Below are 14,768 nucleotides of genomic sequence, written 5' to 3' on the forward strand. Positions count from 1 at the left end.
GCAGGCACTCAAGCGCGTCTGGCGATCTCTTCCTGAGCCTGCATGCTGGTCGGCAGGCGTCCACCGATCAGTAGGGTAATCTCTTGGGCGGCACGGCTGACAAGGCCGCCCAGTTCGGTCAGGCGCGATTCGGGAATCCGTGCCATGGGACCGGAGACCGAAATGGCACCGATCGGCAGAGTCTGCTCGTCGTGAATCGAGGCCGCCACGCAGTGCAGGCCGACGGCATGCTCCTCGCGGTCGCAGGCATAACCCTGGCGGCGAATCTCGGCAAGCCCCTCGCGCAGACGCGAGGGTGTATCGATGGTGTTGTCGGTAACGCGAGGCAGGCCACGTGCCTGAAGGATGCGCTCGATCTCCGTGTCTGGTAGCCAGGCCAGCAGGGCCTTGCCGACGCCTGAGGCGTGCAGCGGTGCGCGGGAGCCGAGCCGGGTGATCATGCGCATCATCTGCGGCGACTCGCTTTGTGCCAGGAAGACCGCCCAGCCATCATCGCGAATGCCCAGATTGGTCGACTCGCCGCTCTCGTTGGTGAGCTGGCGCAAGTAGGGGCGTGCAGTCGCCACGAAATCCCGCGCCTCGAGGAAGGTATTGCCGATCTGGAAGGTCTTGACGCCGATCTTCCATAGCCCGAGTTCACTGTCCTGTGTGATGAAGCCCTGCTTGTGCAGCGCCTGCAGTAGGCGATGCGTGGTGGAGGGCGCCAGCCCTACGATCTGAGCGATATCCGAGAGCGCAAGCCCCATGGGCGCGGCAGCCAGGCCTTCGAGGATATTGAGCCCGCGCACCAGCGACTGGCTATGGCCACCACTGCTCTTGCTCGCGCCGGCAGGCCGACCCACCGGCTTACGTTTGCTCTCGGTCACGCCCGATCTCCCAGGTTACCCACGCCTACATGCTTCTCGGCATAGGATACACACTCGTCCAAGAGCTGTCGTGCCAGCGGAAACCCTTTCCATTTTAATTTCCGGCACGCGCCTGCAGGCGCAGCAGGGCGATACGGTTGACCTGCTCGATCGCGGTGCGGCGCTCCTCGTCCAGGCTATTGTCGAGGCGTGTCGCAAAGGCCGTGAGAATGGCGTACCTGTCCTGCCCCTTGACCGCCATCACGAAGGGAAAGCCGAAGCGGGCCTTGTAAGCTTCGTTGAGACGTTCGAAACGGGCGAACTCCTCCGGGGAGCACTGGTCAAGACCGGCGCCGGCCTGCTCGCGGCTCGAGTCCTGGGTCAGCTTGCCGGCCAGTGCCGCCTTGCCGGCAAGGTCGGGGTGGGCACGTATCACTTCGAGCTGGCGCTCGGCACTCGCGGCGTTGAGCACCTGCCCCATGGCGCTGGCAAGGCCGGCGGGGGTGTCCTGGGCCTGGCTCAGTCCAGCTTCCCAGGCTAGCGCGGCGATCCACGGCGAGTGTTCATAGATCTCGCCATACACCTGGACGAACGCATCGCGGGACAGGCTACTGGGGGCAGGTAAAAGAGTGAGTTCGCTCATCGAAGCTCCTAGAGATGTAAGAGTGGGTTAACGTCGATACCATGACTGTATACAATAATTTTTGGAATGTACTCTTGTAGTCAAAAAGGTGGATGGAGAGGAAAATGATATGGGACGTCTGACCACGCATGTACTCGATACCTCGCTGGGCCGCCCGGGGCACGGCATTCGTATCGAGATCTTTCGTCTGGAGGGCGAGCAGCGCACCCGCCTGGGCGAGACGGTGACCAACGACGATGGTCGCTGCGATGCGCCGCTGCTGGAGGGCGAGGCATTCAGCGTAGGCGAGTACGAGCTGCTGTTCCATGCAGGCGACTACCTGCAGCGCCAAGGTGTCGTGGCTCGCGAGCCATGTTTTCTCGATCGTATCCCGCTGCGCTTCGGCGTGGCCGATGCCGGTGAGCACTATCATGTGCCGCTGCTGCTATCGCCCTACAGCTACTCCACCTACCGTGGCAGCTGACCGACAACGATGAACCACAACGAGCGCTAGTCCATGCAAGCCTACCTGCTTGAGTTTTCCAACATGCTGCTGCGCTGGCTGCATGTAATCGCCGCCATCGCCTGGATTGGCGAGTCGATCTATTTCGTGATGCTGGACAACAGCCTGCGTACGCCGCGAGACGAGGGCGATCGCCGCAAGGGGGTGTTCGGCGAGATGTGGGCCGTCCACGGGGGCGGCTTCTACCATAACCAGAAGTACGCCACGAGTCCCGCGAAGCTGCCCGACGACTTGCACTGGTCGTTCTGGAAGGCATACACCACCTGGTTATCGGGATTTGCGCTGTTCGTGCTGCTTTACATGGCCAACCCCGGCTTCTACTTGGTCAACCCCAACAGCAGTTGGGCATGGGCCGCCAACATGAGCGGTTGGCAGGCCAATATCGCCGCCTTGCTGTTCCTGCTGCTTGGCTGGGTGGTCTATAACGAGCTGTGCAAACGCATCAGCCCCAACATGGAGCGGGACGGAATCCTGAGCCTGGCGGTGGCGGTGATGATCGTGGTGGTGGCCTATCTGAGCACCCAGATATTCTCCGGACGCGCGGCCTTCCTGCTCACCGGCGCGGTGATGGCCACCGCCATGTCGGCCAACGTCTTCTTCTGGATCATTCCCGGCCAGCGGCGCATGGTCAAGGCGATGAAGGCGGGTGAGGCGCCCAATCCGCTGGATGGCAAGCGTGGCAAGCAGCGCTCGGTGCACAACACCTACTTCACGCTGCCGGTGGTATTGCTGATGCTCAGCAACCACTACTCGTTCCTTTATACGCACCCCCACTCCTGGCTCATCATGTCACTGTTCATCCTGGCCGGGGCATTGATTCGCCAGTTCTTCGTGCTGATGCACATGGGCAAGACCCGGCCCGCCTATCCTGCGGCGGGGGTTGCGCTCATCGCGGCGGCCTTCTGGGTGGCGATGCCCCATGGCCAGGGAACCGGCAGGGCGGGGGAGGGCCTCGAAGCCCCCTCGATGGCCGAGGTGAGCACGATCATCGAGGCGCGCTGCGTGCAGTGCCACTCCCAGAGCCCAACTCACCCCAGCTTCGCCTCGCCCCCGGCCGGCATCGCCTACGACAGCGAAGCGCAGATAGGGCGCCAGCGGGAACAGATTCAGCAGGTGGTGGCGAGTGGCTACATGCCGCTTGGCAACATGACCAACATGACCGACGAGGAGCGCGCCGCGATCGCTGCCTGGGCAGAGTGACGCTGAACAGAGTGGACGTCTCGCCGTCGGCAAGCTGTATACAATGAATCCCTCATGCATAGCGATGGAGAAGTGCCCAACATGACCGAGCGTCACTCAGCCCCCGGCGTCACCGCCGCCAAGGCCGAACCCAAGGCCCGGCGGCTGGGCAAGAATGGCGATGGTGCCGAGCGCCACGATGCCATCTACCGTTCGATCAGCGATGCGATCATCGAGCACCGCCTCAAGCCGGGGGCACGACTGCGCGAGGATGCGCTGTCGGAGGTGTTCGGCGTCAGCCGCACCGGCATTCGCAAGATACTTCAGCGCCTGGCGCTGGAGCAGCTGGTGACGCTCACGCCACGGCGGGGGGCCAGCGTCACGCGCCCCACGGCGGATGAAGCCAAGGATGTCTTCGATGCCCGCCAGATGATCGAATGCGGTTTGATGCCGGAAGTGGCAAGGCGCATCAGCGAGGCCGATGTGCGTGAGCTGCGCGACATGGCAAGCCGGGAGCGCCAGGCCCTGCGTGCAGGTGAGCAGAGCGTGGCGATCAAGCTCTCGGCGGCCCTCCACGAGCGCCTGGCCGAGCTTTCCGGCAATGCCACGCTTGCCGAGTTCGTCGGCCGGCTCTGCTCGCGCTCGTCGCTGATCCTTGCCGTCTATGGCAACTCAGGTCATCTGGGCTGCGAATCCCACGATCATGAGGATCTCATCGGCCATCTCGAAAAGGGCGACGGCGAGCGTGCCAAGGCGTTCATGGGTCGTCACCTGAAGACGATCGAGGCATCGCTGACGATTGTCGAGGAGGAGGAGGCCGCGCCGGACCTGAGACGGATATTTGGACAGGCGTAACGCCTGATTACCAGGCAACTTGGATGCACCATCAAGAAATATTTGCCGTCCACGTTGTGCCATGGAGGTGCGCCTGCGCCACTCTTTCTCATCGTGGTGCCATGAGTTGAGCATGGCGGTAGAGGAGATTCTTGCATTGATGGTTCTCAACTGATTGTTGTATACCAAAAATAGGTAATTTGTATTTGTTTATGGCGAAGGCCATTCGTCGCGTTGAGGTTTTTGGCCTCTCTCTTGCATATCAGCTGAAAGGCGCGTGTCTCTAGGCGCCTGTCCGGCGAATCCAAGAGAGAGAGAACAACAATATGGTCTACAAGAATATTGCGCAGACCTGGCGCCATACCCGTAACGCTACCGCACTGTCACTCGGGGTTGCGGTGTTGGCAATCCCGGGACTGAGCCAGGCGGAACAGACGCTACGCATCGCCATGACCGCCTCGGACATACCGCTTACGACCGGCCAGCCCGACAGCGGCTTCGAGGGCTACCGTTTCCTGGGTTATACCGTCTATGACGCGTTGATCAACTGGGATCTCTCCTCCGCCGAGGAGATCAGCGGTCTAACCCCCGGATTGGCGGTCTCCTGGGAGGTCGACGAGGAGGATCCGCGGGTATGGAACTTCGAGCTGCGTGAGGGGGTGACGTTTCACGATGGCAGCGAGTGGAACGCCGATGCGGCGATTTGGAACCTCGACAAGATCTACGATGAGGATTCGCCCCAGTTCGACGCGCGCCAGGCAGGCAACGTGCGTGGACGCATTCCCGCCATGGATCAGTACGAGAAGGTCGACGATTATGTCCTGCGTTTCACCACCAGTGAACCGGATGCCTGGTTCGCCTATCAATTGAGTTTCCTGCTCTTCTCGAGCCCGGCACAGTGGGAAGCGCTTGGCGGCGATTGGGACGAATTCGCTCGCCAGCCCTCCGGAACTGGGCCCTTCAAGCTGACTCGCCTGGTGCCGCGCGAGCGCGCCGAGCTCGAGCCCAATGCCGACTACTGGGATGCCGACCGGATCCCGCAGATCGACCGCGTGGTGCTGATTCCGATGCCCGAGTCTAGCTCGCGCACCTCGGCGCTGCTCTCCGACCAGGTCGACTGGATCGAGTCGCCGGCGGCCGACGCGATACCGCGTATGCAGTCGCAGGGCATGACCATTACCCGCAACCCCTATCCACATACCTGGCCGTATCAATTCTCGATGCTCGAGGGCAGCCCGTGGCGCGATATCAATGTACGCAAAGCGGCCAACCTGGCGGTCGACCGCGAAGGACTGCAGGCGCTGCTGGGCGGGATGATGGAGCCGGCGGTGGGTATCGTCACTCCCGATCATCCATGGTTTGGTGAGCCCGAATTCGAGATTCGCCACGATCCAGAGGAGGCGATGCGCCTGCTGGCGCAGAGTGGCCATGGGCCCGACAATCCAGTGCGCGCGCGAGCGCTGATCTCGACATCGGGCTCCGGTCAGATGCAGCCCCTGGCGATGAACGAATATATCCAACAGAGCCTGGCCGAGGTTGGCATCGAACTCGAGTTCGAGGTATTGGACTGGGAATCGCTGTTCCCGAACTGGCGTCACGGCGCCGACCACGCGACCAGCCGCGGCGCCCACTCCACCAACGTCTCCTTTGCCTGGCTCGACCCATTCAGCGGCTTCTATCGCTTCATGCACTCCAGCCTGGCGCCGCCCAATGGCTTCAACTGGGGCTACATGAACGACCCCGAGTATGATCGCCTGCTCGACGAAGCTCGGGTGACCTTCGATCAGCAGGCCCAGGATGCCATTCTTGCCGAATTCCATGCCCGCCTGGTCGACGACGCCGCCTGGTTGTGGGTCGCCCATGATGTAGGCCCACGTGCCATGCATCCAAGGGTCCAGGGCTTCGTTCAGGCCAAGAACTGGTTCCAGGACCTGACTCCGGTCTACCTCGAAGAGTAAGTCGTCTCAGGCATTGCAGTACACGCTGCGATGCCTGAGCGCATGGAGTTCTCATGCCGATCTATTTTATCAAGCGGGTGCTCTACATTATCCCCATCGCCCTGGCGGTCAGCTTCTTCTGTTTTTCGCTAGTGCATCTCTCGCCCGGCGATCCAATGGATGCCGTGGTTTCCGCCGATGCGCCTCGTGAGGTCGTTGCCATGGTGCAGCGCGCCTATGGCTTCGACCGGCCGCTGCCCGAACAGTATGGGCGCTGGGTATTGCGCGCGGTGCAGGGTGATCTTGGGCTGTCGGCGGCCAATGGACGAGCCGTGACCGCGGAAGTGTTCGGCGCCCTGCGCAACACCCTGCGCCTGGCGATCGCCGCTTCGCTGATCGGCTTCACCCTGGGCTGCGCATTCGGCACCCTGGCCGGCTACTGGCAGGGATCGCCGCTCGACCGTCTGGTCACCGGGTTTGCCGTGGGCGGCGTCAGCGTGCCGCACTACTGGCTTGGCATGCTGCTGGTCATCGTCTTTTCGGTCGAGCTCAACTGGCTGCCCTCGTCCGGCGCCGGGCCGGGCAGCTCAGGCGACTGGAACTACGAATGGGCCTACCTGCGTCACCTGATCCTGCCGGCGGTGACGCTATCGGTGATTCCCATGGGGGTGGTGACGCGCACCGTACGCGCCATGGTGGCCGAAATCCTCAATCACGATTTCGTCGAAGCGCTGCGGGCCAAGGGCCTGGCCGAGACACGTGTGTTCCTACATGTGGTCAAGAACGTGGCTCCCACCGCCATGGCGGTCATGGGACTGCAACTCGGCTACCTGCTGGGCGGTTCGATCCTGGTCGAGACGGTGTTCTCCTGGCCCGGAACCGGTCTGCTGCTCAACAATGCCATCTTCCAGCGCGACCTGCCGATTCTGCAGGGCACCATCCTAGTGCTGGCGATCTTTTTCGTACTGCTCAACCTTATCGTCGATCTGGCCCAGGCGCGCCTGGACCCGCGTATCCAGCGCAATTGATCGCCAAGGAGTTCTGCCATGCCCCCTACCCTCGATGCGACTGCCGCGGTTGCCATTGAGCCGATTCCAGCTCCCGCCAAGGGTTACTGGCGGGCCGTGTTCGGCCGGTTGCAGCATGATCCAGTGGCTATGGCGGCCGGCATCATCTTGCTGGCCATTCTTCTGGCGGCGTTGCTTGCGCCTTGGATTTCGCCCTCGAATCCCTACGCCACCAGCATGCTCAACCGGCTCAAGCCGATCGGTACACCGGGCTTTCCGCTGGGAAGCGATGAGCTGGGTCGAGATGTGCTCTCCAGGCTGATACACGGTGCGCGGCTGTCGCTCTTGATTGGCGTGATGCCGGTGATCAATGCCTTCGTCATCGGCAGCAGTATCGGGATAGTCGCCGGCTTCGTTGGCGGACGCACCAATACCGCGATCATGCGTGTAATCGATGTCTTCTACGCCTTTCCAGCGGTACTGCTGGCGATCGCCCTGGCCGGCGCCCTGGGGGCGGGACTGGTCAACTCGCTTTTCTCGCTGACGGTGGTGTTCATTCCTCCCATCGCCCGTGTCGCCGAGAGCGTCACCACCCAGGTACGCAACTTCGACTACATCGAGGCGGCACGCGCCAGCGGCGCACGCAGCCTGACGATCATCCGCCGTCATGTGCTCGGCAACGTGCTGGGGCCAATCTTCGTCTACGCCACGTCGTTGATCAGCGTCAGCATGATTCTAGCCTCGGGGCTCTCCTTTCTCGGCCTGGGGGCCCGCCCGCCGATGCCGGAGTGGGGCTTGATGCTCAACACCATGCGTGACGCCATCTACGTCAACCCCTGGGTCACGGTATTGCCAGGAGCGATGATCTTTACGATATCGATCTGCTTCAACATGCTCAGCGACGGGCTGCGCTCCGCCATGGAGGTCAAGCTATGACAGCGACTCAAGCGGCCACGGAGATACCCGACCGTCATGCCGCGCGGGACCGTGGCGGCAAGGCGCAGCCGCTGCTCAGCGTGCGCGGCCTCAAGAAGCACTTCGTGATCCAGCGTGGCGGTCTTGGTCGACAGGAGAAGCGCGTGCATGCCGTGGACGGCGTCGATTTCGATCTGCGCAAGGGCGAGACGTTGGGCATCGTCGGCGAGTCGGGTTGCGGCAAGTCGACCACCGCGAGGCTGCTGATGCGCCTGCTGACGTCGGATGCCGGCGAGACGATCTTCGATGGCGATCCGGTGGGCGCACGCGGGGGCATTTCGGTGCGCGACATGCGTCGCCAGGTGCAGATGGTATTCCAGAACTCCTACGCCTCGCTCAATCCACGCATGAGCGTCGAGGATTCGATTGCCTTTGGCCCCGAAGTGCATGGGCTGGGCCGTGGCGATGCGCGTCGCCGGGCCCGCAAGCTGCTCGATCAGGTGGGATTGTCGCCAGCACTATACGCCAGCCGCTATCCCCACGAGCTCTCCGGTGGGCAACGCCAGCGTGTCAACATAGCCCGGGCGCTGGCGTTGGAGCCGCGTCTGTTGATTCTCGATGAGGCGGTCTCGGCACTCGACAAGTCGGTGGAGGCGCAGGTGCTCAATCTGCTGGTCGACCTCAAGCAGGAGTACGGTCTGACCTATCTGTTCATCTCGCACGACCTGAACGTGGTGCGCTACATCAGCGACCGGGTGATGGTGATGTATCTGGGCAAGGTGGCGGAGATGGGCGATACCGAAGCGATCTACCGCGCTCCCGCCCACCCCTACACACGTGCACTGATGTCGGCCATGCCGTCGATGGATCCCGGCAGACGAACCGAGAAGGCGCCACTTGCCGGCGATCCACCCAATCCCATCGATCTGCCGCCCGGCTGCCGTTTCTGTCCGCGTTGTCCTGTCTCGGTAGATGCTTGCCAGCTCGAGGAGCCGCCGCTTCTTGCGTGCGGCGAGAATCACCTGGCCGCCTGCCTGCGGGCCGACGAGGTGATGGCCGGACGTGCCAGTGCCCGGACCGTTGCCGAGGAGCATGCATCATGAGCCTGGTTGCCGAAAACTTGGTGTCCACCTCCCAGCCTCGAACCGCCCAGCGGCTGGTGGAGATCTCCGGGCTCGAGGTGCGTTTCCAGTCTCCCGGCCGTCAGGTTCACGCTGTCAATGGCGTCGACCTGACCCTCGAGCGCGGCGAGATCCTCACCATCCTCGGCGAGAGCGGATCCGGCAAGAGCGTCACGTTGCGCAGCCTGATGCGCCTGCTGCCCGAGCGGCGTACACGCATTCAGGGACGAGTGAGCGTCGATGGTCAGGATGTTTTGGCGATGTCGCGTCGCGAGCTATCGCGCTTTCGTGGACGTACCGCGTCGATGATCTTTCAGGAGCCGATGCTCGCCTTCGACCCGGTCTTCACCGTGGGCGAACAGATCGCCGAGACGGTATGCCGGCATGAGGGAATCAGTCGCAAACAGGGGCTGGCGCGAGCGCTGGCACTTTTCGAGCTAGTGCGCATCCCCTCGGCGAAGCGGCGTCTGTCCAACTATCCCCATGAACTCTCCGGTGGCATGAGCCAGCGGGCAATGATCGCCTTGGCGCTCTCTTGTCGCCCGAAGTTGCTGCTCGCCGACGAGCCGACCACGGCGCTGGACGCCACGGTGCAGATCCAGGTCCTGCTGCTACTTCGCGAGCTGCAGCGCGAGCTCGGCATGTCGGTGATCTTCGTCACTCATGACATGGGCGTGGCCAACGAGATCTCCGACCGTATCGCGGTGATGTATGGAGGAAGGATTGTCGAGACCGGCAAGGTCGGCGAAATCATCGGGCAGCCTCGACACCCCTACACGCTGGGGTTGATGCGCTCGCGCGCCTCGGGCGAACTACGCGGCCAGCGCCTCGAGGCGATTCCCGGAGCGCCGCCCGATCTGGCGATGCTGCCGTCGGGCTGCGCTTTTGCGCCGCGTTGCCCTCACGCCACCGACGAATGCTCGCGAAACGTACCCGCCGCCCGGGAGCTGAGCCCCACCCATTGGGCGGCGTGCAAGCGACTGGAGCTGACGGCTCCTTGATGCAGCGCTTGAGCCGGGCATGCGCTCGGATAAGGACAAATGGATGCGGCTTCTTTTACTCAATGGCAATACCAATATCGCCATGACGGGGCAACTGGCCGGCCATGCCCGTCTGATGCTGGGCGACGCAGTAGAGGTGGTTGAGGCTACCGCCCGCGAGAGCGTGCCCTACATCACCTCCCGGCGGGAGTGCGCCCTGGCGGCAGGGTCGACCTTGGCGCTGGTCGAGCGGCATCTGGCGGAAGGCGAGTTCGACGCCATTTTGCTTGCTTGCTTTGGCGAACCCGGCATGGCGGCGGTGCGCGAGATCACTCGTGTGCCCGTGGTGGGAATGTTGGAGGCGTCGCTGCTCACCGCCTTGCAGCTGGGGCAACGCTTCTCGATCGTGACCCCAGGGCAGCACTGGCCGCGCATGATCGAAGATGTGCTCAACGATCTTGGGGTCGGGCGGCGCTGCCTGGGCATCGATGCGGTGACGATAGACGATCTGCAGCTTCCCAAACAGCGCGAGCAGGCGCGTATTCGGCTAGAGGCTGCCATACACGCTCAGCTGGACGCACTTGCACCTGATGTCATTATCGTCGGCGGGGCGGCATTTGCGGGACTGGCCCCCGAGCTGCCGACACGTGACGGGACGCGGCTGCTGGACTGTTTCGATGCCGCCTTGGTACAGGCTCGAGCATTGGGGCATTTATCCGCTTGCTAGCGTAAGGCAAAGCGCAAAAAACCGGATGCCTGAGGCATCCGGTTTCATTTGGCGATGCACCGATAGCGCCAGGTTACCTGGCGCTATCGGGTGGGCTTAGCCCTGGCTGGTGTAGGGATGGCTACCCAGCTTGCCGCTCAGTACTTCCTCGGCGCTTGCCTGATAGTTCTGCACGGAGCTGGTCCACTGGCCCCAGACCTCGGAGTCGATCTTGTCTCCGTTGTTGCCCAGGTTCTGCAGGCGACGCTGATCTTCGTCGGTCAGCACCTGCTTGGGCAGCGGCTCGAGATGCTTGATGTCGTCGACCGACATGCCCAGCTTCTCGGCGACACGGCTACCGTACTGATCGTGCACCAAGAAGAAGTGCCACAGCATGCGTTCCTGCACGTCGCGCTCGCACTGGTTGAGCAGGTTGCCCATATTGTTGATCAGGTCGTCACGCTCCCAGTCCATCATGGTATTGAAACGGCCGCGTGGTTGGATGTAGTCGTTGCGACGCTCGAGCACGCTGCGCGTCAGCTGGCCACGAATTTCCGGCGAGTTGTTCGGCTCTTCGCGCTTGGACTCCTGCAGGCCGTTGTGGATCGACGGCTCGAAGTTGATGTGCGGGTTCTGGCCCGGAGCGAGGTCGACGCCGTAGGACATCTGGCCGCCGCGCTGGTTGGTATGCACGCGGCCCTGCACGCCCTTGGGCTGGTTGACCGGCAACTGCAGATAGTTGGGGCCGACGCGGTAGCGCTGGGTATCGGAATAGGAGAAGGTACGCCCGACAAGCATCTTGTCGTCGGAGAAGTCGAGACCGTCGACGAGTACGCCGGTACCCATGGCGATCTGCTCGTTCTCGTTGTGGTGATCCTCAACGTTACGGTTCAGGGTCATCACGCCGATCTTGCACAGCGGGAAATCGTTCTCCGGCCAGATCTTGGTGTCGTCCAGCGGGTCCCACTCCAGCTCGGGATGCTCGTGGTCCTCCATTACCTGCACGTAGACGTCCCACTGCGGGTATTCACCACGCTCGATGGCCTCAAAGAGGTCCTTGGAGGCGGAGCCCAGGTCCTGGCCCTGAATCTTGGCTGCTTCCTCGTCGGTCAGGCTGGCCACACCGCAACGCGGGTGGAAATGGTACTTGACCAGGACGGTGTCTCCCTGAGCATTGACCATCTTGTAGGTATTGACGCCGAAACCTTCCATATGACGGTAGGTTGCCGGGATGCCGCGCGGGCTGAACAGGTGCGTCAGCATGTGCATGGATTCGGGCGTCTGGCTCATGAAGTCGAAGATGCGGTTGGCTTCCTGGCGGAAGGTGACCGGGTCGGGCTTCAGCGAGTGGATGACGTCGGGAAATTTGACCGCATCGCGGATGAAGAATACCGCCAGGTTGTTGCCGACCAGGTCCCAGTTGCCATCTTCGGTGTAGAACTTGACGGCGAAGCCGCGCGGATCGCGAGCGGCTTCCGAGGAGTCGCGTCCGCCGATAACGGTAGAGAAGCGGATCGCCAGGTCGGTCTTCTTGCCGGCCTCCTGAAAGAGCTTGGCACGTGTATACTTGGACGCCGGCTCGTCGCCGATCATGCCGGTCGCCTCGAATTCGCCGTAGCACACGAAGCCGCGAGCGTGCACGACGCGCTCAGGGATACGCTCACGATCGAAATGGCTGATCTTCTCGAGGAACTGGTAGTTCTCCAGCGTGGCTGGACCGCGGCTGCCGACGGTACGCTGGGACTGGTTGTTGGTGATGGGATGGCCCTGGCGGGTTGTCAGAACCTTATCCTGCTTATCCATACCACGCTCCTTTATCTAGCGTTACTAGCGTTGCTTTTTCCCTTGGGTAACCCCAAAGTCTGGTCACTATATGCTCGGATTCACAAAGCGTAGCATGCCAGACGGTACGTGATAGCCTTACTTTCTTTATGACTATCATTGGGATATTCAATCGCTGGAATATTCGCCGAGAGCCCTCCCTCATAGCGTTCCGGCGCGACAGAGGTCGATGCTTGCAAGTCATCTGAATACATCTTAACGTCTTGTTGTATACGCTTTGTGCGGTAGGGCAGGTGCCGATCGCGCATATCAATTAAGGCGCAAACAATAAAGCGAAGGAAGGGCAGCATGGGCGCGAGAGGGACATCTTATCCCCGAGATCTGATCGGCTACGGGCGCAATCCGCCCGAGGCCAACTGGCCTGGCCGAGCACGGATCGCCGTGCAGTTCGTGCTCAATTACGAGGAGGGAGGCGAGAGCTGTGTGCTGCATGGCGACAGCCACTCCGAGCGGTTCCTTTCCGAGATCGTCGGTGCCGAGGCCTACCCTGAGCGCCACATGAGCATGGAGTCAATCTACGAGTATGGCTCGCGGGCTGGCGTATGGCGGGTACTGAATGAGTTCGAGCGTCGCGGCCTGCCGCTCACCGTGTTCGGTGTGGCCATGGCACTGGAGCGTCACCCCGAGGTGGCCCAGGCCTTCCAAGAGCTGGGACATGAGATCGCCTGCCACGGCTGGCGCTGGATCCACTACCAAGGCATGCATGAGAATGTCGAGCGCGAGCACATGCGCCGCGCCATCGAGATCTTCCAAAACCTCTATGGCGAGAAGCCACTGGGCTGGTATACCGGTCGCGATAGCCCCAATACCCGGCGGCTGGTGCTCGATGAGGGTTCGTTTCTGTACGACAGCGACTACTATGGTGACGACCTGCCGTTCTGGAGCCGCCAGCAGGACAGCCAGGGCGAGGCGCACGATCATTTGATAGTGCCCTATACCCTGGATACCAACGACATGCGTTTCGCCACGCCCCAGGGGTTCAACACCGGCGAGCACTTCTTTACTTACCTGCGCGACGCCTTCGACGTGCTCTATGCCGAAGGCGAAGAGACCCCGAAGATGCTCTCGGTAGGCCTGCACTGCCGGCTGATCGGTCGCCCAGGGCGCTTCCGCGCACTGCAGCGCTTCCTCGACCATATCGAGGCCCACGATCGCGTGTGGGTGTCCCGCCGCGTGGATATCGCGCGGCATTGGGCCGAGTATCATCCGGCGCCGAAAATCCGCTAAGGCTGGTGGTTCGTCGTACCGGGAGATTCGGACGTCATATCCCGTGGAATTGATGGTCGGCGCTGGGAGTGCCTGCTGTGCGATACTTGTCGGTCCGCCTTCCCAGGCACATCTATCGTCGATTGACAGGTTGCTATGACGCCACACATCGGTCAGCGGATCACGGCGCAGTATGCCGAATTGAGCGCGCAGGAGCAGCGCGTGGCCACTTTCATTCTCGATCACTTCGATGATCTGGCGGTATACAGCGCCGCCGATCTGTCACGTTTGACAGGAGTGTCGAAGTCGACGGTCAGCCGCCTCTTCAAGCGCCTCGGCTTCGATAGCTTTCGCTCTGTCAAGGAGCATGCTCGTCAACTGCGCAGTCTGGGCATGCCGCTGGTCACCAATGCCAATGCCATGGGCGTCGATAGCGAGCCCTTCAAACGCCACTTCAAACGCGAGCAGGAAAACTTGCAACGCTGCCTGATGGGCATCGAGACGCACACCTTCGAGGCCATCGTGCACGCTCTGGATAGCGCACGCCAAATCATCGTGGTTGGGCTCCGCAATGGCTATCCGCTGGCCATGCACTGTCGCCAGCAACTGATCCAGGCGCGTGAACGGGTCAGACTCGCCCCGGAGCCTAACCAGTCTCTTGCCGAGGAACTGGTGGGACTGGGAGAAGAGGACTTGGTGGTCCTCTTCGGTTTCCGGCGTCGCCCGCGGATCTTCGAGACATTGATGGAGATGCTGGGCACCATGCCCTGCCGGGTATTGTTGATCGCCGATGCCACGGCGGCGGAGTTCGACAAGCAGGTCGACTGGCGGCTGGAGTGCTCCCTCGATAGCGTTTCCGCCTTCAACAGTTATGCTAGTGCCATGAGCCTAATCAGCCTGTTGGCCAATGGTTTGTTGCATTACCGTCTCGCCCAGGGCCGCTCGCGTATCGATGCCGTGAGCGATCTCTACCAGCAACTGGGTGAACTTGCGCCCTGAGCTTGGAGCTTCTCCCCACGCCTTGCGCGCCATAACGGTGCGCAAAATCACT

14 protein-coding genes are annotated in these 14,768 nt (G+C 62.1%); 11 read left to right on the forward strand and 3 right to left on the reverse strand.

Translation table 11 applies throughout. The annotated features are described in order from the left end of the window. Positions 1-8: 8 nt before the first annotated feature. Together HJD22_RS10625 and uraD are read right to left on the reverse strand one after the other, a co-directional pair. Positions 9-866: an IclR family transcriptional regulator gene (locus tag HJD22_RS10625; RefSeq protein ID WP_208655276.1), complete on the reverse strand. Its 858-nt coding sequence runs from the start codon at positions 864-866 to the stop codon at positions 9-11. Between the two features lie 94 nt (positions 867-960). Then, entirely contained in the window at positions 961-1,488 is a 528-nt protein-coding gene (gene uraD, locus HJD22_RS10630; protein WP_208655275.1) for a 2-oxo-4-hydroxy-4-carboxy-5-ureidoimidazoline decarboxylase, read from the reverse strand. A gap of 109 nt (positions 1,489-1,597) precedes the next feature. On the opposite strand from uraD, the gene uraH reads away from it, so the two are divergent. The 9 genes from uraH (at position 1,598) to HJD22_RS10675 (ending at position 10,690) form a co-directional block, all read left to right on the forward strand. Continuing rightward, on the forward strand, positions 1,598-1,951 hold the full coding sequence (uraH, locus tag HJD22_RS10635; protein ID WP_208655274.1) for a hydroxyisourate hydrolase: 354 nt from the start codon (positions 1,598-1,600) through the stop codon (positions 1,949-1,951). 33 nt (positions 1,952-1,984) lie between these two features. Further along, the gene (locus HJD22_RS10640) at positions 1,985-3,190 is read left to right on the forward strand and encodes a urate hydroxylase PuuD (protein ID WP_208655273.1); all 1,206 of its coding nucleotides are present in this window, start codon (positions 1,985-1,987) and stop codon (positions 3,188-3,190) included. An 81-nt stretch (positions 3,191-3,271) separates the two neighbouring features. Further along, entirely contained in the window at positions 3,272-4,024 is a 753-nt protein-coding gene (locus HJD22_RS10645) for a GntR family transcriptional regulator (protein ID WP_208656845.1), read from the forward strand. A gap of 305 nt (positions 4,025-4,329) precedes the next feature. Then, a complete protein-coding gene (locus tag HJD22_RS10650) occupies positions 4,330-5,961 on the forward strand; it encodes an ABC transporter substrate-binding protein (protein ID WP_208655272.1) in 1,632 nt (543 codons plus the stop codon). Between the two features lie 53 nt (positions 5,962-6,014). Continuing rightward, positions 6,015-6,968: an ABC transporter permease gene (locus HJD22_RS10655; RefSeq protein WP_208655271.1), complete on the forward strand. Its 954-nt coding sequence runs from the start codon at positions 6,015-6,017 to the stop codon at positions 6,966-6,968. 18 nt (positions 6,969-6,986) lie between these two features. After that, positions 6,987-7,883 (forward strand): ABC transporter permease, encoded by an 897-nt coding sequence (locus tag HJD22_RS10660; protein ID WP_208655270.1) that lies wholly within the window; start codon positions 6,987-6,989, stop codon positions 7,881-7,883. Beyond that, positions 7,880-8,965, forward strand: a complete 1,086-nt coding sequence (locus HJD22_RS10665) for an ABC transporter ATP-binding protein (RefSeq protein WP_208655269.1) — start codon at positions 7,880-7,882, stop codon at positions 8,963-8,965. The genes HJD22_RS10660 and HJD22_RS10665 overlap by 4 nt, the downstream gene beginning before the upstream one ends. Next, positions 8,962-9,984 (forward strand): ABC transporter ATP-binding protein, encoded by a 1,023-nt coding sequence (locus HJD22_RS10670; protein WP_208655268.1) that lies wholly within the window; start codon positions 8,962-8,964, stop codon positions 9,982-9,984. Before HJD22_RS10665 ends, HJD22_RS10670 begins: the two co-directional genes overlap by 4 nt. Before the next feature lie 43 nt (positions 9,985-10,027). Then, complete coding sequence (locus HJD22_RS10675; protein ID WP_208655267.1) at positions 10,028-10,690, forward strand: aspartate/glutamate racemase family protein; 663 nt, start codon at positions 10,028-10,030, stop codon at positions 10,688-10,690. A 96-nt stretch (positions 10,691-10,786) separates the two neighbouring features. Here HJD22_RS10675 and HJD22_RS10680 read toward each other — a convergent pair whose 3' ends face one another. Beyond that, entirely contained in the window at positions 10,787-12,472 is a 1,686-nt protein-coding gene (locus HJD22_RS10680; protein WP_208655266.1) for a catalase, read from the reverse strand. Between the two features lie 327 nt (positions 12,473-12,799). Here HJD22_RS10680 and puuE point away from each other — a divergent pair, with 327 nt between their 5' ends. Next, a complete protein-coding gene (puuE, locus tag HJD22_RS10685; protein ID WP_208655265.1) occupies positions 12,800-13,738 on the forward strand; it encodes an allantoinase PuuE in 939 nt (312 codons plus the stop codon). Between the two features lie 135 nt (positions 13,739-13,873). Beyond that, positions 13,874-14,716, forward strand: a complete 843-nt coding sequence (locus tag HJD22_RS10690; protein WP_208655264.1) for a MurR/RpiR family transcriptional regulator — start codon at positions 13,874-13,876, stop codon at positions 14,714-14,716. The last annotated feature ends 52 nt before the right edge of the window (positions 14,717-14,768 follow it).

The sequence above is a fragment of the Halomonas sp. TA22 genome (assembly GCF_013009075.1).
Lineage (GTDB): Bacteria > Pseudomonadota > Gammaproteobacteria > Pseudomonadales > Halomonadaceae > TA22.